Origin of the sequence: Hansschlegelia zhihuaiae (assembly GCF_004103825.1) — a bacterium.
Lineage (GTDB): Bacteria > Pseudomonadota > Alphaproteobacteria > Rhizobiales > Methylopilaceae > Methylopila > Methylopila zhihuaiae.
In genome coordinates this window covers 21,981-42,526 of record NZ_RYFI01000019.1, presented here as the reverse complement: position 1 = coordinate 42,526, position 20,546 = coordinate 21,981, and the positions used below count along the sequence as shown (strand labels likewise).

Sequence of the window (20,546 nt, the reverse complement as noted above, 5' to 3'; positions counted from 1 at the left end):
TTCGGGACAGACGCAATGCAAGTCACAGCAGCCCCATCCGTTGACGAAAGCCCCTCCGCGTCCTGGGGCGCGGTCTTCGCCCTGTCGCTTTGCGCGTTCGGCCTCGTCGCCTCGGAGTTCATGCCCGTCAGCCTGCTCACCCCGATCGCGCAAGACCTCGGCGTCACCGAGGGCCAGGCCGGACAGGCGATCGCGGTCTCAGGCGCCTTCGCGGTCTTGACCAGCCTCTCCATCTCTTCCGTCGCAGGCGGTCTCGACCGCAAGACGCTGCTGCTGGCGCTCACCGCCCTGACAATCGTTTCGGGAGCGGTCGTCGCGGCTGCGCCCAACTACGTCGTCTTCATGATCGGCCGTGCGCTGATCGGCGTCGCGCTCGGCGGCTTCTGGTCTATGTCGGCCGCGACTGCGATGCGCCTCGTGCCGAGCGACCAGGTCCCGAAGGCGCTCGCCATCTTCAATGGCGGCAACGCGCTCGCGACAGTCGTCGCGGCCCCGCTCGGCAGCTTCCTCGGCGGCCTGATCGGCTGGCGCGGGGCGTTCTTCTTCGTGGTCCCCGTCGCCGTCATCGTGCTGATCTGGCAGGTCCTGAGCCTGCCCTCGATGAGGGCCGACGCCCGGAGTGGGAAGGGATCGGTGTTCCGGCTTCTTCGCCAGCCCATGGTCGCGCTCGGCATGGCTGCGGCGGCCTTCTTCTTCATGGGCCAGTTCACGCTGTTCACCTATCTGCGGCCGTTCCTCGAGACGGTCACGCATGTCGACGTGCCAACGCTGTCGGTCATGCTGCTGGTGATGGGGGTTTCCGGCTTCGTCGGAACGCTGCTGATCGGTGGGCTCCTGACCAAGGGGCTCTATCGGACGCTCGGGCTGATCCCGGCGCTGATGGCGGTCCTTTCGCTCGCCCTCATGACGCTCGGCGGCTGGACGGGCGCGACTGGCGTCATGCTCGGCGCCTGGGGCCTGCTCGCGACTTCCGCGCCCGTCGGCTGGTGGACCTGGCTCGCCCGCGCCCTGCCGGACGACGCGGAGACCGGGGGCGGCCTGATGGTCGCCATCGTCCAACTCGCGATCACCGCCGGCGCGACGGTCGGCGGCGTTCTCTATGACGCCGACGGCTACCAGGCGACGTTCACGGCGAGCGCCGCGATGCTGGTCGCGGCCGCGGTCCTCGTCGTCTTCACGTCCCGGTCGTCCGCTTGTCCGCGGCGGTCGCCTAAGTAGGAGAAACGACATGAGACAGGCCATCATGGCCGCCGCGGCCTCCACGGTCGCGATGGGCGCCCCGGCGGCGGCCGAAGAGGTCCGGGTGACGATCCAGCGCCCGGGATCGCAGGCCTCGCAGGTCGGCCTCGCGGACTGGTTCACTGGGACCGTCAGGGTTGACCAGCCCTTCAGGGGTACGGGACAGCGCGGGTCACGGGCGCGACCGTCGCGTTCGAGCCCGGCGCGCGCACGGCCTGGCACACGCATCCGCTCGGCCAGACCCTGCTGGTCATGTCAGGCCTCGGCCGGGTCCAGCAGGAGGGGGCAGCCGTTCAGGAGATCATGCCGGGCGACGTCGTCTGGATCCCTGCGGGCGTGAAGCACTGGCACGGCGCCGCCCCGAAGGCCGCGATGACGCATGTCGCCATTCAGGAAGCCCTCGACGGCAAGGTCGTCGAGTGGATGGAGAAGGTTACGGATGAGCAGTACGGCGACTGAGCGCGACAGCGTAGTCTTCGCGCGGAGCTCCTTCGCGCGATCAGAGCGGCCGATCCTCCAGTCCGGTCTCCCGCGTAGATCGGCCGCCTGTCTGTTTCGAAAGCAGACGCCTCAGACAGCCGCAAAGGGTCATTTGCCGACGCTGAGCGCCAGGACCTGCATCGCGGCGCCAAGCTTTGCTGCAGCCGCGGGCCAAGGCGCAGTCGCATCCCAGCCCACCAGCAAGGTCCCCTCACCTGCCAGCCTCGACGCAGCTGCGTGCTCGACGAGGAGACCGCGTCGCAAACGGACCAGGATGCAACTTCTGTGGTGCCCCTTGGCGACGCGGTTCCCCACCCCTACCTTTGGCGTTTACGGAGAATCCGTCCGCTTGTTCCGAATCACCGCCCGGATGGTGCTTGAATTAGATCCCGTCCTCATCAGCTCGGACATCATCGCGTTCTATAAGCTGATCGAAAATGAAAACGACGCCGGGACGGAGAGCGCCTGGGACGGTGTCGAGGAGGCCGTCACAGCCGATGTCGATACGGTCTTTGCCATAGCACGACCTGCCTGTGAGCATGTGAAGGCAAGTTCAGAGCTAAGCGAGACGGCCTCGAGGGGGTCGAGCTTCGACAGTGTCGGCGCGCTGTGGAGCACGATCGAAACGGCGGCAGAGGGTCTGAGCGGGATGGCTTTCACCGCCAAGAATGCGCCGAACGTCGGAGCCAAGCTAAACCCGGGGGATGCTTGGCGCTCGGGTCTACTTATCCACGTGCACGATCGACAAGTCGAGGATGCGCCCAGTCGGAAAGATGCGGTGCAGCGGGGCCCGGTCGCTGCGGAGCCCGAAGCGCCGCAGGCCGAAGTTGGTCCCGCGCCATGATCGCGCGACCGATCTATCTGGACGGATTCGCAACTCAGCCTTTGGCGCCCGAGGCCAGAACAGCGATGCTTTCGGCGTGGGATCGTCCGGGAAACGCGGGATCGCCGAATGCCGCCGGCGAGCAGGCTGCGGCGCTCGTAGCTACGGGACGCGCCGCCGTCGCCAGTCTCATCGGTGCCTCGCCCGGCGAGATCACCTTCACTTCGGGCGCGACGGAGGCGAACAACCTAGCGCTGGCTGGCGTTCTGCGGGCGGTCCACCGGGCCTGCCACTCGCGATCGCGGGTTATCGTCTCGGCTGTCGAGCACAAGTCGGTGCTCGAAACGGCTGATACCTTGCGAAGCGAGGGCATTGAGGTCATTCGCTGCCCCGTCGACAAGACCGGGCGCCTCAATGTTGCAGCCTTCGCCGAACTGGCGGACGAACGACTCCTTCTGGCGTCTATCATGCTCGTCAACAACGAGACCGGCGCGATTCAACCGATCGCCGAGGCGGCCGCCTTAGCCCACCGTGTCGGCGGCTTGTTTCACACCGACGCCGCTCAGGCGATCGGGAAAATCCCAGTCAATGTCGTCGAGCTCGACGTCGACTATCTCAGCATCTCTAGTCACAAGTGCTACGGACCGATGGGGATCGGTGCGCTCTACCGTGCTTCAAGCGCGCCGGCGCCCCACCCCCTCCTGCATGGCGGTCGCCAAGAGCGCGGACTACGCCCGGGCACCGAACCCGTAGCCTTGATCGCGGGGTTCGGCGCGGCCGCCGCCGTTGCCGCCGCTGAACTCGCCCGGGCAGACCATCGCGAAGACGTGCTGCTGGAGAGCTTCCTGGAGTGTTTGTCCCATCGACAACTTCGCCATCATCGGGTGACGGACGGCCATCCCACGGTTCCGGGCGGCATCGCCCTAAGTATTCCTGGCGTCGACGGAGACGCTCTGTGCGTCGCGTTGGCGAAGACAGTGGCGATTTCTACCGGATCCGCTTGCACGTCAGGCCAGCTCACAACTTCCCATGTCCTTGCAGCAATGGGCTTTTCCGCCAAATCCGCCAAGCAAGTTGTCAGAGTATACTTTAACCGTTACTTAGACGAAGTGCATGTTGTGCTAGCTGCTGACGAATTTGTTGCCGCAGCCGAGCGCTGCCGCCTTGCCACTGGAGAACTTCGCCAGTAGCCTCCTCTCCATGCGACAGGAAGCAATCTACGCCGATTCCAAGGTTCAGTTCGCAGGGCACGAGACGTTCCCGCTGCGGCTCCTGTGGCTAAAAAAGGCCTTCGATGCCGTCAAAGACGGCGCGCCATCCGGAACGTTCCAAGAACAAGACGCTATCGCACGCTTTGGCGTAGGGCGCAACATGGCGGTCTCGATGCGTCATTGGGCCTTAGCCTCTGGATTCTTTGAGGAAACTGATCGTCAGCTCTCGCCGACGTCGCTGGGCCGCCTCCTACTCTCCGACGGCGGGTTAGATCCCTACCTAGAACGGCCCGCCACCGTTTGGCTTTGTCACTTGCACATCGCGGCGACCCCCGAGGTTACGACGACTGCCTTCCACGCCTTCAACGCACTAAACGCAATCGAATTCGATTCCGCGACATTGATCGACGATCTCTTCGAGATGGTGACAGCGAAGGGCTGGCGGGCCACCCGCGGCACGATCAAGCGCGACGTGGAGGTCTTTCTGCGCAGCTACGTGCGCAAAGGCGATGTTCGGAACGAGGACGCGGCCGAGCCGCTGCTCGCAGAGCTTGGCTTGGTGCGAGAGGCCCGGCTCGGCGGATGGTACGAGTTTGTTCGGGGCCCAAAACCCAATCTGCCGGACGGCGTTTTTGCCTACGGCCTCGCCGATTTTTGGCAGCGCCAAGGCGGCACCAGCACGCTCGCCGCTGAACAGATCTGCTACGCCCCCGGCTCGCCTGGACGCGTTTTCAAGCTCGACGAAGACAGCGTGATCACGCGCTTGATGCACCTGGCGGAGCTGACCGACAACGCCTGGCAGTGGACCGACACGGCCGGCCTTCGTCAGGTTCAGAAGCGCGGGGACATCGACCCCCTCAGCCTCGTGGCGGCCGCCTATCCGTCCCGACCGCTTGTTGGCGTCGCGGCATGATGCGCCTCTCCGACATCGTCGAAATCGATCGCCGGTTTGCACGTTCTGCTCGGATCGACGCTGATCTCAACGGCACGCCGCCTTTGGTGGGCTATGTGCTTCAGGCCAGCGTCCGCAAGTCACTCATGGGTCTTGCCGTAAGCCAAAGCGAGCACCGTCAGGGCGCGTACACCTGGACAGGCCCCTACGGCGGCGGAAAGTCCAGCGCAGCCCTGCTCTTGGCGAACCTGGTCGCCGGGCAAAAGGGCAACCGCGCGATCGCAACCAAAATCGCCGGCAAGGAACTGGCGACGGCCTACGCCAAGGCGTTCCCGGAAGATAGCGGACCATGGAAGGTGGTGGCGGTCACCGGCAGTCGGGTCGGTCTACGCGACACCGTTGCGGGCGCTGCCGCGACGACTTTCGGCTGGACGGACCAGCAGGCTGCCGCGGCGAACGAGAGTGACAATGCGCTGATCAGCGCGATCCAACGTGCGGGATCCTCGAAATCGAGCGGGACTCTCATCGTGCTCGACGAGTTGGGCAAACTATTGGAGCACGAAGCGCTTGGCGGCGGCGATATCCATCTCCTGCAGGATCTAGCTGAGCACGCGACGCGCAGCAAAGGCCGGCTGGTCGTCATCGGGATTCTGCACCAGGCGTTCGATCAATACGCAGCTCGGGCCGCTCGCGACGCACGCCAGGAATGGGCTAAGGTTCAGGGCCGGTTCCACGACATCGCGTTTCTGAGCGGCGCGGACGAAACCGTCGCGCTCCTTGGGCGCGCAATCTCCAGCCCCACCCCACCCACCGAATTCCACGGGCTCGCCGAAGCCACCGCGCAAGCTGTCGCCCGGCGCCGGCCGACTGAGGTTGAAGTCCTAACCGGAGCCCTGGCGGCGACGTGGCCGCTCAACCCGGTCACCGCTCTCCTTCTCGGGCCGGTTTCCCGGGCCCGGTTCGCGCAGAACGAACGTAGCGTCTTCGGTTTCTTGAGTTCTGGCGAGCCGGCTGGTTTCCAAGAATTCTTGGCCACGACGGAAGGGGACGCTGCGACCTACGGGCCAGATCGCTTGTGGGACTACCTAGCGTCGAACTTCGGCATGGCGCTCGCCGCAGGACACGACAGTGGCCGGTTCAGCTTGGCCTTCGAGGCGATCGAACGCGCCGGCGCAAAGGGCAGCCCGGCCCACGTCGCGCTGACGAAGACGGCGGCGGCGCTTGAATTCTTCCGAAACGGGTCCGGGCTCGCTTTGGCGGAAGATTTCTTGGCGCTCTCGCTTCCAGGGCTGGAGGACGCTGAGCGGAGCCGCGCCATCGCCGACCTACTCGAATGGGCGGTCCTAATCAGACAGCCGCGGCTCGGAGGCTACGCCCTGTTCGCGGGCAGCGACTTCGACCTGGAGGAGGCCATCGCCCGAGCGACGAGCCCGGTCGATGCCGCGTTGTTGGAGGGCTTGCCGCAGCGCGTTGGCTTCGGGTTCGCCACGGCCAAACGCCATTACTTCGTCACAGGCACCCTGCGCACTTTCGCGATTTCGCTGTACCTGGTCGGGGCTGATGACACCGCCGATGAGCTGGCCGCCGGCGTCACCGCCAGGGCCGCCCGGGGCAGTGGTCACCTTGCGTTGGTGCTGGGCGATGGAAGCGTCGAGCAATCGGCCGTTGAGGCGGTCTGCAAGGCAGCCGCCAAGGGGCTGAAGAAGTCGGGTCTGGTCGTGGCGCTTGGTGCGGCTGCGAACGGCTATGCCTTGCGCGACAGCGCGGCTGAACTCGCGGCCGTCGAGCGCGTGCTGCGCGACCATCCGCAGCTTGAGGGAGATCGAATAGCGCGGCGCGAACTGGCGGCCCGGCATTCCACTTGCGTCGATCGCCTGCATCGCGCTCTCGAAACCTCGTTAGACGAGGCCAAATGGTGGCTCGCTCCCGAGCCATTCAAGCCGATGCGGGAGACCTTGCCGATCGTGGCCAGCGCCTTGGCGGACGCCGGCTATCCCGCCGCGCCGGTGCTCAAGAGCGAGCTGTTGCAACGCGACCGGCCATCGTCAAACTCAATGGCGGCGCTCCGCGAGCTCTGCCACGCGATGGTGTCTCGAGGCGACCAGGCCAACCTCGGCATTACAGGCTTTCCCGCTGAACTCGGCCTCTATCTGACGGTCATCAAGCCGTTCGGGCTGCATCGCGAGGACGCGGATGGCCGGTTCGACTTTTGCGAGCCCTCGCCCGAGGGCCCGGGCAAAACTCTGTGGCCGGCCTGGCGGGTGTTGGAGGAATCTGGCGACGGAGGCCTCGGTGAGGTCTTCAAGGTTTGGGCGGCCCCGCCCTTCGGCATCAAGGCTGGCGTCATGCCCGCGCTCGCCCTCGCCTACATGCTGGCGTACCGGGAGACCGTCGCGGTCTATGCCGACGGCGTCTTCCAAACGGGCATCGACGACGTAACCGTCGATCGGCTCCTGCAGCGTCCAGCCGACTTCAAGTTCAGGATAATTGATCGCACTGTCCGCGAGACCGCGTTCCTAGGCAGCTTGGCGTCGCAGTTGGGCGTGGAGGACGCGTCAACTTCGCTGCCGGTCGCACAGGCCCTGTTCCAGAGGTTCGAGGCGCTGCCAGTGCACGCGGCCCGAACAACCCGGGTGAGCGCCCTGGCCCAAACGGTGCGTCGGACGGTCCTGAAGTCGCGGGACCCGGAAGCACTGTTGTTCGACGCGCTCCCTGAGGCGCTCGGTGACGACCTCGCCGCCGAAACCGTCCACAACGCGCTGCTCGAATGCGAAGCGACCTATCCGGCGCTGCTGGCCGAGATGCGCCAAGCCATCGCCCGGGCGCTGGGCGTGGTCCCGAACACCTTCGCCGGCCTGACGGAGCGCGCGGCGGCGATTAAGGGACTCACCAACGACTATGCGTTCGAGGCGTTCGCCGACCGGGTCGCTTCTCTGGAGGGCCACGGCGACCTTGAGGGCGCACTCAGCGTTTTGCTCCACCGCCCGGCCCACGGATGGTCGGACCGCGATCGCGAACAAGCACTCACCGAGGTGGCGCGGTACGGGCGCCGTTTCCGGGAGCTCGAGGCGCTCGCCGTGGTGCGCGACCGCCGGTCCCACACTGAAACCTTGGCCCTTGTCGTGGGGCTTGATCCCCTGACCCCGCCTCTGCTGCGCAGCTTCGAACTGACGGACAGCGAGAAGCAGGCGGCCGCCTGCCTGGCCGACCACGTCCTCAAGGTGTTGCAGACCGACCCGGATGGCAGGCGCCTAAAGCTCGCGGCCTTGGCGCGCGCCATCGCGGCATTGGCGGCCGAAAGCGAAGTGGAGGCAGCGTGATCGAACGGCACATCCTGGGACTTTCGGGCGGCCGCGACAGCGCGGCGCTGGCCGTTTATATGCGCCAGCATTTCCCAGAGCTGCAAATCGAATACTTCTTCACCGACACTGGGAAGGAGCTGCCGGAGGTCTATTCGTTCCTAGATCGCCTGGAGGGATTCCTCGGCCGTCAGATCGCGCGCCTGAACCCGGACCGGGACTTCGATTTCTGGCTGCAAGAGTACAACAACTTCCTGCCCTCGCCGCGGACACGCTGGTGCACTCGCCAGTTGAAGCTGCGGCCGCTGGAGCATTGGCTCCGTAAGGACCTCGACGACGGCGTCACTGTCCACTCCTATGTTGCGATCCGGTCCGACGAACCCAGTCGCGAGGGCTATCAGGCAACGCATCCCAACATGAAGGTGCACCTACCGCTGCGGGAAGCGGGGATTGACCGCGCTGGGGTGGTCGAGATCCTCGATCAAGCCGATGTCGGCGAGCCAGCATACTATCGCTGGCGCTCCAGGTCCGGCTGCACCTTCTGTTTCTTCCAGCAGAAGATCGAGTGGGTGCGGCTCGCGGAGAACCATCCGCAGCGCTTCGCCGAAGCGATCGCCTACGAAAAGACGGCCATGGACGATGGCTCGCCCTTCACCTGGAGCCACGGGGAACGCCTCGTCGATCTGCTCGCGCCCGGCAGGGTCGCCCAAATCAAGGCCGACTATGAGCGCCGACGTGACCGCCTAAGGCGCAATCGACCCGTTAATCCGCTGTCCGCCCGCACCGATGAGACGATCGATGACGTCTACGGTGTCGATGAAGCCGACGGTGGCTGCGTCATCTGCCACAAGTAGGTGGAGCGCCTAGGCGCCAGCGTCGCCGGCAATGATGGCGTTCACGGCCAGGTCGATGTCGTCGTCCAAGAGAAACGGCGCCTGGGCGTAGATGATGGCAGGCTCGCCGCTGAGACGGGCCGCCAGGTGGCCAAGCCCTAGCAGCTGCTCGGCGCCCTTTACCCCTAAGGCGATCTCCGAGGTCCCGACGCTGGCCACCTTGAGGATCAGGCGGTTGCCGAGGTTATCGCGCAGCTGCATCGGCATGACGTTGGCGTCAGGCCGCTGGGCGGCGAAGATCAGGTGGATGCCGGCCGCGCGGGCCTTGACCCCGAGGCGCGAGACATTGGCGGTGACGGCCTCCTTGTAGTCGTCGCTGAGCATCCATTCGGCGAACTCGTCGTGGACGAGGAAGGTCCAAGGCAGTTGCTCCGCCGCGTCGGCCTTCTCGTTGAAGCTGCGGATGTCGCGCGCGCCCCGTTGCCGGAACAGGTCGTAGCGCCGCTCCATCTCAGCGACCAAGCCTTCCATCACCTCGGTCGCACGGGACTGTTCGACCACCACCCCGCCCTGCAAGTGGGGCAATCGTTCGACGGCGGCGTAGTCCACGCCCATCTTGGGGTCGATCAGGTGGATCCGGGTCAAACGGCTAGTATTGGTGGCGGCGATGTCCAGCAACAACGCCTGGATCAGCACCGATTTGCCGCTGCCGGTCGCGCCAGCGACTAGGGTATGGGGCTCGTGCTGCGTCCCGCCGGCGAATGGACCGCTAAGGTTCAGATAAAGGATGTCCCCATCAATTTCCTTAAGGCCGAGAACGAAGGAGGTGTTCACACCGACTGCGTTGCGGTTGAGCACACGGCGCGCCCAGACATCCCACATGGAGACGGTCTGACGCTGCGGTCGCGCGACCCCGACGACGATTTCGCCGGGCAGCGGCGAGATCGAGATCAGCCGGAGCCCGTGGGTCGTCAGCAAAGCCGACTGCTTGGCCTCAATGTCCTCCACCCGCAGCCGATCGCTCCCCTGGAACCGCACTAGCGCGGCGTTAGGCGTCAGCCGTGTGCCAACGATCTTGGCCTGCAGCGAATAACCCAGGAGCGCGCTGCGCAGCTTCTGGGCTGTCGCGTTGAGCCAGGCCTGGTCATCGGCCGTGTCCTCGCGGGCCTGCTCCGCCTTCTCCCGAACGAGTTCGGCGAGCCCCCTGGTTGGCTCCGACGCGGGCGGAGGCGAGACCTGCGCGGCAGGAGCCGCGGGCGCGACCTCGGTGCCACCATTTTCGAGGGCAGGCTCGGCGGGTGAAGATAGAGCCGGCGTGAACGGCGCGGCGGCCGCACCACCCGCGGGGCTGGGCTCCGGCGAGGAAGACGGGGACGGGGGCGCGTTCGGCGGTGCGCCGTCGTCGTCATCCCCATCGTCCTCGTCATCGTCGAAGGTCTGGACGTTGACCGGCTTGGGCAGTGGTGCTTTAGGGTCGAGGTCGATGGCCTTAGTCCAGTCGATGCGCGGTGCCGGGCTCTTGAACGTATCGGCCTGCCACGGACGCACGCCGATTAGCGCCTCACGCTGCGGCGCTAGAGGCTCGTTGGACTCGTAAGCCTTGATCAGGGCCCTAACACCTTCCCGCGTGAAGGTCTCCTGCAGGCCGCCGCTGATGTCGGCGATAGACTCCTGGTCTCCAAGGCTGCTCGCATCGCTCGGCGGCCCCGAGATGAAGATGTGGGAGTACCCACGCAGGTCGATGGGCACCCTGCCCTGACGGATTCCGTCGCGCACCCGTTCCAGAAGCGTCGAATGGCCGAGGGCTGCCGTTCCGTCGAGCAACAGGTCTGCGATCCGCGACAGCCAAAGGTCGCGGTCGAGCCGGCCGGGATAGCCGAACAAGGCGTCGTCCATTCGGCTGACCGTCTGGCGCAGCTGTTGGCGGGACTTGCGGCTAGCATCCGCTTGGCCGGACGCATCGACGTATTTGGCTTCGGTGACCACGGCGCGCAGGTGCTCGGTGCCATCGGCGTCGACGCCGACGCTCAGCGCCAGGATATCCGCCAACCCTTCCTCGCGTTGCCCAAGCCACTCCGCATAGTCGTCGAGTAAGAACCAGGCAACCGCAGCGCCGTCGCCGAGCTCTTCGGCGACGAGCGCTCGACTTATGACCAATCCGATCAATTCACCTGCCGAGATACCGCGCTTGGCCGCTCGAAGCACGATATCGCCGGAGATAGCGTTGGCGTCGTTGATCATGCGCCGCGCCAGCTCGGACAGCCGAGCGTCGGACAGACCAAGGTTCAATTCCCCCAGACGCCGACGGACCAGGACGTGCAGCAGACGCAGTTCGGAAGTCGAGGAGACCACCATGTTGCGGCCGTGGGTGCGCTGACGGCGATAGCGGATGACGCTGATCCCCTGTGCAGTCAGCTGCCGCTTGTCGAGCAGGTCGTCGTAAGTCGCAACCCATTCCGCCAGCTGGTGGGCCTCGTCGAACATCGACTTCAGGCCATGATCTTGGAAGGAGATCTGCCGCGCGGGCAGGACGTGCTCCTGCGTGCCATGCGACTGCCGGCGGATCACCCCGGCGACCGCATCGACATAGGCCCAGCCAGCATCGGGCTGGCGCGGACAGGTCAGATAACTTGTCGCTTTGAGCTCGTCTTCGGCAGTTACCCGGCGATAGGACCAGCGCGACGGCACGTGTTCAAGTAGCGACGGATTCCGCTCTGCAGCCGGGACCGGAAACCAGTGTTCCTTGGCCTGGCGAGACACCACGTCGTGGAGGAAGGCGACATCGATCCGCCGGCCGATGGCGTCCTTGGGGCCGCCGCCCCCGTCCAGCATCACGCCGATGCGCAGCTTGGACATGAAGTTGCGGGAGGTCTCGCTGACCACGATGGCGTCTGGATCGCCCTCCGACTTCTCCAGCAGCTCCGAATAGACCTGGGTGAGCCGATTGCGGTCCCGGTGGCGGACGAGGACGTTGCAATGCACCTCATCTTCGTCCTGCACCGTGCTCAGGGCGTTGATCGTTGCGAGGGGCAGGCCAGCTGCATCGCAGTTGTAGAGCATGATGCTGAGGTTCGATCCCTCATGCGGCTGCAAGTCGAGGTAGCGCTCCAGCACCCCGCGGATCTGACGCGCCGCCTCCTGCGGGTCGACGTCGGTGCCGGCCTCGGCCGGATCGCGCACCGGCCGCTCGAACAGGGAGTAGTCGTTGACGGTTCCCGTTTCGACCAGCAGCACCGGCTCCGCCCCCTCGTAGCCCACGGCGATCTCGGGGTAGAGCGGGTGGCCGAGCTCCTCGCGCAGGTCGGAAAAGAATAGCCGCGAGTCCCCGAAGTTCACGTCGTTGTCCGACAGGAGATAGTCTGCCAAGCCGGCGACCGATCGCATCTTGATGGCGGTGGCCGCTAGGCGCATGGGGTGCCACGGCGCGATGATCGCCGAGGGTGCCGCGCCGGTGATCTGCACTATGCCCAAGCCCAACGCTTGCTCCCACAGCCCTTGGCGGTTGATGTCGCCGACCGCGTGAACGGAGAGGCAGCGCAACAGCGCGCCAAAGGCCTCGGCCTGCTCTAAGAGCACTGCGTCGGCGTACCCGGTCCCCGACCAGGCCAGGAGCGCCCGCCCATAGACCTCCGAGAACGTCCCCCAGGCGGCCGCCACGGCGTCCGCCGCATCGGGAGTCAACCGACCGACTTGGCGGGCCTCCTTAAGGCGCCGCGGGATGAGTTTCGCGACATCCTCGCCGACCTTGGTCCTAGGCACTAAGGAGCCGGCGTCCTGGCCGAACGCCGGCTGTAGGGTCCCTACATCGGACAGCGAGACCGATTGCAAGGCGCCCTTTCGGCTCACCAGTAGGCGGGCAACGTTTGTTCGGCGCAGCGGACGCTCCAACAGACGCCGTAGGTCCTTGGAAAGTTCCGCGCCAATCGCATTGGGTTGCCCCGCCCATACGAGCTGAACGACGGCGCGTTCCGAGCCGGCACCAGAGCCCACGACCAACTCGACGTCGAACTTGATCTGCAGGCTCGCTCGGGAGACCGACTCGTTGCGTCGATACTTCTTGCGGCGCTTCGCGCGTTCCAGAAGCTCCTCGTACTGGAAGATGTGAGGCGCGTCCCAGGTCACCGCGTTGCCCATCAGCGCGGGCAGGCCGCGGTAGCGCACACCGAACGCAAGGGCGATGTCTGCGTTCATGTCGAGCCACTGGCTACGCGACCTGCGGGCGGAGCGGATGGTTAGGCTGCGCGGGCCGCCCGTCGCGTTGACTTGACCGAACAGGCGCTCGAGCACGAGGAGCAGGCCGGCGAGGAAGTCCGTGCACTCAATCGGGCGGCCGAAGATGAACCGCTCCCACTTTGCGCGCAGGGGCTTGTCCTGCCCGAGGTCATCGCGGTGGGCTTCGAAGAACTCTCGATCGTCGTCGCGGGTCTCTTTGAGCGAACGCCCCTTCAGTGCCTTAAGATACTCCTCGTCGGCATCGCTGAGCCGGCCCGGCAAATCGAATTCGAAGAAGTTAATCGTGTCTTCGGCCAGCGTCGTTTTCTTGAGCTTGATGCCGGAGAACAGCAGCAGAACGTTGTCTGCCTCCCACTCGAACTCGGCGAGCGCCTGAGCAGCGTCCCCCCACCCGGGCGGCGCCGCGATGAAGACCTCAATCGGCCCGTGCGCAATGGCGGCGATGTCTTCCTTCGACTGCTCGAACTGTCCCTGCAGCTCATCCGCATCGATAGTCTGGCGGTTGGACCGCATCTTCGCCATGAGCGGCTTGCGGTCCGAGATCAGCTTATCGAACAGCTTCCTCCAACGGCGCGGCTGGTCGAGATCCTTATCCTTGATCCCGACGAAATAGCCGCTGTCGCGCGGGAGCCTCAGAGCGGGCAGCGCCCAGCCGAGCGCTTCCTGGACGGGCTTGGACTCCTCGGCCACGCGTTGGCGCGTAAGGGCGACGAAATGGGAGACCTGGTGGAGGGTCCAGTCGTCGGCGGCGTTCAGCCCCGCCAAAGCCGCGCGCCACGCGGCGAGCTGCCCCTCCGGCAGACCGAGGCCAGTGCTAGCGGCCTCGACCCAGGGGGCGACGTCCTCGGTGAGTTGCTTGGCGCCGATCAATGTCACGTCCTGCAAGGACTCGCCCTGGTCGTCGTCGGTATTGGCCATCAGGAGCGCCGGCTTTTCGCACTCCGCGTTGCGCACCGCGACGGTCCGATCGTCAGTGACAACCGCGTCCGGCAGGCCGTGACCGTCGACTAAGGCGCGTGGGATCGCGATCTTCAGCTGGGCCGCGACACCCGATGTTGCCAGCAAGGCCGCCGTTATCGCCGCTACCTGCTCGCCGGTAAGGCGGTCGAGCAGGTAGCGCGCTACGCCATCCTCGGATGTGAGCGTCGACAAGCGCTGCTGGATCGAGGTTGCGCCGGCAGCGCCGATGAGGTCGGCCGGCTTCATGCGGCTTCTCCGCGCTGGAAGGGATTTTCGACGTAAGCGCAGGAGTCGGACAGGCGCTTCAGCAGGCCGAGACTGGCGAGGCGCTCTTCGAGCCGGCGCGCGTTGTCAGAGAAATCCTCTTGATCGGCATTGCCGCTGTCGATGAAGGAGCGGGCCTGATGATCACCGATGATGAGGCCGTAACGGCCTGCCAGGGTAGCCAAGAAGTCCTTGAACTCCATCCGTTTGGCCACGCAGGTCACAACAAGCGTCTTGAGGAGCCTGTCGGTTGGGGCGTAGCGCACCCGCCGGCTCGAACGGCGCGAAGAGAGGCCAATGGCGCGGGCCCAGGTCATGTGGACCTTGCCGACGTGCTGCTTGTGTCGGACCGCAGCCTTATTGACTAGCCGGTCTATCAGCTCCTCGGGCGGGATGCTGCGCTCATCGTCGTCGTCCGGATCGGGCCAGTCGAATGCCCGCTTGAGCAGCTCGGCAACTTCGATGGCCGCGTCGTCGGAGGTGATCGCGGTTTGCCACTGCGACGTTTCGGTTGTCGCCCGGATGAAGCGCTCCATCGCCTGCTGCGGCAGGGCGTTGTTGGACTGGTAGGAGTCCGCGGACAGATCGCGCACCACAGACTTCTTGGGCGAGACGATCTCGCACACCAAGCTGGCGCGCTCGCTGCCCAAGACTTCGCCGGCCCGGTCGAGCTGATAGAGGATTAGGTTGAGGCCGGTCACCGCGACGAGGTGGGGGATCGCGTCGTAGGCCGGGATCGGCAGTGACAGGATGGCGAGCCAATCCTCGGCTAGACGGTCGAACGCAGGATGCGATGAGCAGGGAAGGAAGGCACCGCCGCGGTCGGCCTTGGCAAGCTGAGCCTCTCCCTGAAGCGCCCGGACCATGCCGTCATAGGGCGCCGGATTCTGCAGGAACTGCCCGACGAGCCGTTCGCGTAGCTCTTCGACGCGCTGGCTGCGGCAAAGCATGAGGTAGAGGATTTCGCCGGTGCGCGCGAAGAACCGGCGGTCAGTCGTCACTCCGCCGTTGACCTTCACGTTGACGTCCTCGTAGAGGCCGTTGGGCCCGAACGGGAAGACGAATTTGGAACTCCAGCGCTTGTTGCTGTCGCCCTCGATCGCCGAGCCCTGGAGGAAACGGATGACGGCCGCGAAGTCGCGAAAGGTCTCGAAGCGGTCGCGCAGGTAGGCGAAGTCGGGTGACTCGAGCCCCCCGGCGGTGTCCGCCATTTTCTCCAACCAGGACGTCCAGGCCAGTTCGTCGGAGCGGTCCTCCGCCAGCACGGTCGTGATGTGGGGGTTGTTGAACACCAGGTTGCGCAGTCGAAGCTGGGTCTGCGGCCGATAGCTCAAGCTGTTCAGCGATGTTTCCTGCAGCGCCCGGCCAGCGACCTTTTCTGCCAACAGGACATTGAGGAACTCGAGAAACGTCAGCCAGGGCGATTGCTCGTCGTGGAGCCGGTGGCCCCAGATCGCCTCATCGACCCAGATCTCGGGCCCGGAGCGTTCCTCGAAATGCGTCGGCCTCGCCAGCACCTCCATGGTTATGCCCGCACCATCACTCGGCGCGGCGTGGCCCGCCCGTCGTTAGTCAGTTCGATAAAGCGCAGCACCAGCTGACCATCCTCGCCGACGTCGTCACCATCCAGCTTGCGCCGGGTCTCGGTCTCGCGGAGCAGGCGCGCCTTGAAGGCCAGGATGTCCTCGTGGCACTCGAGCGAGAAACTACTCGGCAGCGCACCCTCGGCCACCCGGCCCAGGAATTCGAATCGGGTCGGCGAGAGCTCGAGGCGCACGGCCGGATGGATCTCGCCCCGCGTGAGCCGCACGGCGACGTCGAAGCCACCCTGAGGATTGAGCACCAGGCTGACCTCCTCGCCCCCCTGTCGGGGAACAGAAATCAGTTCGTCGAGCAGCGGGCTTCGTTTGGACTGCGAGTAGCTGCCCGACGTCGCTAGGACCAATTCGTCCTGGTTCTGCACGAGCATGCCGGTGAACACGCGATTGAGACCCCGCACGATCATCGAGAGCGCGGCCCGCGGCAGGGGCTGCTTCGCGCCCAACTTTTCGGCCACCTCGAGGTAGACGCCCGCAAAGCGGAAGACCGTCAGGTCCCACAGCTCGTAGGCCGCTACGAGGTCATCCGGCAGGGTGAAGAACAGGCGCTGGCGCTGGGCCTTGAGCAGGTGAAGGAATGCGGAACGGTCGACGCCCTCCCCGCCCTCTAGATACGCCTTCTGACCTTGGGTGTAGTTCGCCGTGGCCCCGTAGAACGGGTCCTTCCGGACAAGAGCGTCATAGGGCTCGGAATAGGCAGGGTCGTCGGCACCATAGACCAGGAGGTTATCCACCCGATTGCTGGTTTCCGCGCCGATGCCGAACAGGTTCAGCTTTTTGAAGGGCTCGGTCTTCTCGGCACGGCTAGGCTTCAGGTTCTCGCCGAAAACGTTGCGGTAGACGCTGGCGAGATCGGCCCTGCCGCTGGCGACAATGTCTGGGACGTCCCCGCAGGACATCAGGCCATCGCGACCATCGGGGTGACCGAGGATCACATTCGCCACGAGTGAAAGGAGCTGGCGGACCGGAAAGTGGCCGCCATTCCGCTCACTGAGTTCGACCAGCGACGCCAGACGCTGTCTGAACTTCCCGTGGCCGTCAGCGCCGGTCAGGCGCCGGCGGTTTTCGAGGATTGGACAGGCCTGGTCACGAGCCGCGGGGCAGCCGTCGCAGCCCGCCCAGCCTTCGTGACCACCAATCTCGTCGATAATGTACGACGTCATCTTCGCCGCCGGCGCGCGGCTGAGATCGCTGAGGTTCAGGCGGACCTCCCGATCGTCGGTGCCGCCAGTCACCAGCAGGTCCTCGACCACGTCCGAGAGTCGGCGCACCTCCGGCGTGTCGGGTGCGGCCTTCAGCTTCTCCAAGAGCTGGCCGTGATTGGCGGCCAGGAGATAGACGGTGTTCGAGGATGGCTGAGTGACGTCGCGCGCCACGCCGGCGATGAGCTCTGCGCTTTCTTCGTCGCGAAGCTCGCTGAGGTCCTTGACGATCACAAGGGTGCGTTGGCCGACCGCTAGCGTTTGGACCTTGGTGCCCTTGTTCCAGGTCGCCTCGTCGCCGCCGAGGGCGCTCCAAACCTCGCGGCAATGGTAGGTCTTTCCGTCGCCCGCCGTCCCGGTGATGATTTGGGTTACAGGGTCGGCACCACTGAAATTCTCAAGCAGCGCCTGCATAAACTGTGCAGGCAACACGATAGGCTTGATCCTGTGCCGCTTCAACGCGCGCTGAATCGACTCGTCATACATGTTGTCGTTTGTTGGAATCGGCCCGTAGTTGCGCAGAAATCGCACCCATGTGGCTGTGGTCGATGCTTCTGGCAATCCGATTCCCCCGACACCTCTTGGTTGCACGCTACCGATCTGGCGCCGCAACGCAATCGGCAGGGTAGATTTCCAACGTCCATGGTAGACTTCTGCGCCAGCTCAACAGCCGTTATGACCACGGTAGGGCTGACGTCGACTTGGATTAAGGCTTGCGTTGCCAAGCGCCGGCTAGAGTTGCACACCAGCGCTGAGATTAGGCTCGCCAAACAGACGTTTCCAACGACCGATGTGGGTCAGTCACTGACGCCACTAAGCTGTCGAGCGTGACGATCTGCTTTGATATGTTACATGACTAATCTGCATCGCTGCGATGGAGAGTCATCTTGGCGCGCAAAAGGCCGGCCAGACCATCGATGACGGTCCAGGCAAAACCGTCCTGCCGCACATGGCGATAATCCGCACCAACGCCGCCATCCTGATCGACGCCGAGCAGATGTGCGGGCTGACTAACGACCGATCGAAGACACGCGGCTATGACGAATTCGCTTAGGTTCTTGCGGTCCGGACGGCAAATTGGATGGCTGACGAAGCCGCTAGTCGGCGCACTCAGGAAGCGCCCTATAGCGAGCCTCTGGACTTCGCCTAGTCCGGATCAACGAGCCTGAGCGGAGGCCTTTCTTCCCGTCGCTCAATCGCGCCCGGCTGCACCATCCCCTGGAGTCGTTCGGCGAGAGACAGCGCCTCATCCCAAAGACCGAAGTCGCGTGACGGCGGGCGCTCGGGCGAATTGTTTTGGCGCAGTTTCTCGAAAATTCCTGCGGATCTTACGCGCCTGGCCAGGGCCGCGACAATTCCGTCTGCGTAGCCCATAATGCCGTTAATATAGCTGACCTTCTTCTCATAGGTGATCGTGGTGGCCAGCAGTCGGCCGAATGCTCTCGCGGTCTCGCGCTCATACTCGACCCGATGAGCGTCAGACGCCCACGCCGGAACCCGATCTGTCGCCCCTTGGTAGCCGTGACCGGGTCGCTGCTCGTGTAGAAAGGTAGCGTAGTCGACCAGCTTCGCTGCCAGGTCGAGGACTTCGTGCTCCTTCAGGTCAAACAGCACGATCTCAACGTCGTTGTCGGAGGTGTATTCGCTAGTCTTCGACGTCTTGGCCTTAAGCACGAAGGCCGGCGCACCGGTCGAGATGCCGTTCTTCCGGAACTCGACACTTTCGTCGAGCGCTCCCATGCGTCCGCGCAAGGTGCGGTATGACTTGGATCCGTCCGAGACCTTCGACCGGTAGCCGTAGCCGGAAAGCAAAAATCTCATCACGCTACCCTCGTCCAAGGCGCGTCCATCAACTCATCAAAGCGGTCGAGGTCATGGATCGTCAGCAGCACGACGCCTGTTGACCTGGCGAGCGTGCGCGCCGAGGCCGTGTAACCAGCGTTGGTGACGACAGCGGCAGCGTCATAGCGGTAGTGCTGCTTAGCGGCGAAGACCTCTTGGACTGACTTATTACCTACCGACGACGTGTAATACTTGCATTGCACGACGGCACGGAAGCCGTCCTTCTCGGCCAGCACGTCAGCGCCCTGATCGCCCGTGGCTTGGGTAGTTATTGCAATCCAGCCTTGTTTCTGCAGTCGCCGCTGGCACCACTGTTCGAAGCCGGTCGGGGTCATGAAGTCCGGTATCGCGCTGTTGGCCGCGATCTCTTCGGCTCTCTTCACGATAGGGGCAATGATCGTATCTTTGAAATTAGCCAACGGCTGGCGCTGCATCGCGTCGAACGCGTTGCGCTCTTTGTCGTTGAGCTTCGCGTGGATGACCTTCTCGACGAAGTAGCGCCATTCTTTCTGCCAAGCCGCGTCATGAATGACGCCATATTCGTCTATTCTCACTGTTGCGAGCCGCTTCCGGGCCAGCGTCTCGAGGTGTTCCTGGACAGCAGACGACGCTTTATCGATCGCTGTCTGAAAATGATTTGAGCTTCCAGACGATGTAATTAAAATATATAGGAATATTAGGCCAAATATCAATAGTACAACTATCGAAACTGGTCGTGTATACGAGAACAATAAACCAGCGATGACAATGCCAAAAAAAGGCCGTTACCTGTATCAGAGTACCTACGAGTTCGCCCCGTCCCACTTTAATCCCCGAGCTACCACAGTGAGCTGATCGTCCGGCAGAGGCCGCTGAAGCCTATTCGCTTCAGACCACTCCGCCCTCGTCCAGACGTCGATTTCCTCCTCCGTCGTCAAGATGACCGGCATCGCTTTCGGGTGGCAGGCTTAATCACGGCATTGGGTTCGGTGGTGAAGAATCCAGCGCTGGCGGATCCGCACGGATCGGTACGGCCCGCTGATCGGCGGGGCCGCGGTCGCGGTCATCCTGATCTGGCTATTCTCCTGACGCGGCCGCGCGCGTACCCCGTCGACACTCGAGCCTCGAGCTCGGCGATCTGCTCCTCGAGCGCAGCGTTCGCGACCAAGAGACCTCGGACAGCGTCCCATGCATCGCCGTAGCAGGCCTCGACAGCCCGGTCGGTGGCGATGTCGAGCGCGGAATCCTGTGGCCCAAGAGCCTCAGCGGTTTCAGCCATCTCGTAAGCCCCCTGTAACGCCGTTTCCGCCGGAGTGATCTATTTTCCGCCGATCGCCCGATCGTGCCCGAGTCGGGTTGACCCGTCCAGAAATTGTTCCCTATATGTTCTCATAGCGGCTGTGGAAACGATCGCGGATGCACTGAGCGCCGGCTGGAGGGTCCGGGCACGGTGCGTTGGCGGCCCGGTCGACCACAAAACGTCCAGCCGCCGCTGCGACATCTTCGAGGAACTCGACCTCCGCAACCTCGCCTGAAAGCGGGGATTATCTTTTCTGGCCAGTATGTTATAGAGCCTGCTTAAATGCCCGCGCTGCGGCAACAGGAGGATCAGTCTGGTCTTCGAGCCGCCGGCACCGAACCAGGCGAACGCCGTCCGGGCACCGGTCTGGGCACGCTGATCCGGAAATAAG

At 64.5% G+C, this 20,546-nt stretch carries 13 protein-coding genes and 2 pseudogenes; 8 read left to right on the top strand and 7 right to left on the bottom strand.

Annotated elements, in window-relative coordinates:
• Positions 1–15: 15 nt before the first annotated feature.
• The 7 genes and pseudogenes from EK403_RS17690 to EK403_RS17660 all read left to right on the top strand — a co-directional run bounded on the left by EK403_RS17690 (position 16) and on the right by EK403_RS17660 (position 8,798).
• Positions 16–1,218: an MFS transporter gene (locus EK403_RS17690; protein WP_128778788.1), complete on the top strand. Its 1,203-nt coding sequence runs from the start codon at positions 16–18 to the stop codon at positions 1,216–1,218.
• Between the two features lie 85 nt (positions 1,219–1,303).
• Positions 1,304–1,698: pseudogene (locus EK403_RS17685) on the top strand ((R)-mandelonitrile lyase).
• Positions 1,699–2,068: 370 nt separating this feature from the next.
• Positions 2,069–2,563: a hypothetical protein gene (locus EK403_RS17680; protein ID WP_128778787.1), complete on the top strand. Its 495-nt coding sequence runs from the start codon at positions 2,069–2,071 to the stop codon at positions 2,561–2,563.
• Entirely contained in the window at positions 2,560–3,732 is a 1,173-nt protein-coding gene (locus EK403_RS17675) for a cysteine desulfurase family protein (RefSeq protein WP_128778786.1), read from the top strand. Before EK403_RS17680 ends, EK403_RS17675 begins: the two co-directional genes overlap by 4 nt.
• Complete coding sequence (locus EK403_RS17670) at positions 3,707–4,666, top strand: DUF4007 family protein (RefSeq protein ID WP_245479770.1); 960 nt, start codon at positions 3,707–3,709, stop codon at positions 4,664–4,666. The genes EK403_RS17675 and EK403_RS17670 overlap by 26 nt, the downstream gene beginning before the upstream one ends.
• The gene (locus tag EK403_RS17665; protein ID WP_206659577.1) at positions 4,663–7,965 is read left to right on the top strand and encodes a hypothetical protein; all 3,303 of its coding nucleotides are present in this window, start codon (positions 4,663–4,665) and stop codon (positions 7,963–7,965) included. The genes EK403_RS17670 and EK403_RS17665 overlap by 4 nt, the downstream gene beginning before the upstream one ends.
• Positions 7,962–8,798 (top strand): phosphoadenosine phosphosulfate reductase domain-containing protein, encoded by an 837-nt coding sequence (locus tag EK403_RS17660; protein WP_128778785.1) that lies wholly within the window; start codon positions 7,962–7,964, stop codon positions 8,796–8,798. Before EK403_RS17665 ends, EK403_RS17660 begins: the two co-directional genes overlap by 4 nt.
• Positions 8,799–8,807: 9 nt before the next feature.
• Here the strand turns inward: EK403_RS17660 and EK403_RS17655 are convergent, their stop codons facing one another.
• Genes EK403_RS17655 through EK403_RS17645 form a run of 3 tightly spaced genes read right to left on the bottom strand, consistent with a single transcriptional unit; the run spans position 8,808 to position 17,565 of the window.
• Positions 8,808–14,216 (bottom strand): FtsK/SpoIIIE domain-containing protein, encoded by a 5,409-nt coding sequence (locus EK403_RS17655; RefSeq protein WP_128778784.1) that lies wholly within the window; start codon positions 14,214–14,216, stop codon positions 8,808–8,810.
• Positions 14,213–15,757: a methylation-associated defense system protein MAD7 family protein gene (locus EK403_RS17650; protein WP_128778783.1), complete on the bottom strand. Its 1,545-nt coding sequence runs from the start codon at positions 15,755–15,757 to the stop codon at positions 14,213–14,215. The genes EK403_RS17655 and EK403_RS17650 overlap by 4 nt, the downstream gene beginning before the upstream one ends.
• Positions 15,758–15,759: 2 nt before the next feature.
• Positions 15,760–17,565, bottom strand: a complete 1,806-nt coding sequence (locus EK403_RS17645; RefSeq protein WP_206659576.1) for a hypothetical protein — start codon at positions 17,563–17,565, stop codon at positions 15,760–15,762.
• Positions 17,566–17,908: 343 nt separating this feature from the next.
• Here EK403_RS17645 and EK403_RS17640 point away from each other — a divergent pair, with 343 nt between their 5' ends.
• A complete protein-coding gene (locus EK403_RS17640) occupies positions 17,909–18,088 on the top strand; it encodes a hypothetical protein (protein ID WP_128778782.1) in 180 nt (59 codons plus the stop codon).
• Between the two features lie 92 nt (positions 18,089–18,180).
• Here the strand turns inward: EK403_RS17640 and EK403_RS17635 are convergent, their stop codons facing one another.
• The 4 genes and pseudogenes from EK403_RS17635 to EK403_RS17620 form a co-directional block, all read right to left on the bottom strand.
• On the bottom strand, positions 18,181–18,855 hold the full coding sequence (locus EK403_RS17635) for a hypothetical protein (protein WP_128778781.1): 675 nt from the start codon (positions 18,853–18,855) through the stop codon (positions 18,181–18,183).
• Complete coding sequence (locus tag EK403_RS17630; RefSeq protein WP_128778780.1) at positions 18,855–19,430, bottom strand: restriction endonuclease; 576 nt, start codon at positions 19,428–19,430, stop codon at positions 18,855–18,857. Before EK403_RS17630 ends, EK403_RS17635 begins: the two co-directional genes overlap by 1 nt.
• Positions 19,431–19,658: 228 nt before the next feature.
• Positions 19,659–19,855, bottom strand: a pseudogene (locus tag EK403_RS23355) (SOS response-associated peptidase); the annotation flags it as partial.
• A gap of 63 nt (positions 19,856–19,918) precedes the next feature.
• Positions 19,919–20,134 carry a hypothetical protein gene (locus EK403_RS17620; protein WP_128778779.1) on the bottom strand — a complete coding sequence of 72 codons (216 nt, stop codon included), beginning with the start codon at positions 20,132–20,134 and terminating at the stop codon, positions 19,919–19,921.
• Between the last annotated feature and the right edge of the window lie 412 nt (positions 20,135–20,546).

Excerpts from the sequence above, each read along its gene's own strand:
- EK403_RS17690 (WP_128778788.1), top strand. The coding sequence starts at position 16 with ATGCAAGTCACAGCAGCCCCATCCGTTGACGAAAGCCCCTCCGCGTCC.
- EK403_RS17675 (WP_128778786.1), top strand. The coding sequence starts at position 2,560 with ATGATCGCGCGACCGATCTATCTGGACGGATTCGCAACTCAGCCTTTG.
- EK403_RS17665 (WP_206659577.1), top strand. The coding sequence starts at position 4,663 with ATGATGCGCCTCTCCGACATCGTCGAAATCGATCGCCGGTTTGCACGT.
- EK403_RS17655 (WP_128778784.1), bottom strand. The coding sequence starts at position 14,216 with ATGAAGCCGGCCGACCTCATCGGCGCTGCCGGCGCAACCTCGATCCAG.
- EK403_RS17650 (WP_128778783.1), bottom strand. The coding sequence starts at position 15,757 with ATGGAGGTGCTGGCGAGGCCGACGCATTTCGAGGAACGCTCCGGGCCC.
- EK403_RS17640 (WP_128778782.1), top strand. The coding sequence starts at position 17,909 with ATGGAGAGTCATCTTGGCGCGCAAAAGGCCGGCCAGACCATCGATGAC.
- EK403_RS17635 (WP_128778781.1), bottom strand. The coding sequence starts at position 18,855 with ATGAGATTTTTGCTTTCCGGCTACGGCTACCGGTCGAAGGTCTCGGAC.
- EK403_RS17620 (WP_128778779.1), bottom strand. The coding sequence starts at position 20,134 with ATGGCTGAAACCGCTGAGGCTCTTGGGCCACAGGATTCCGCGCTCGAC.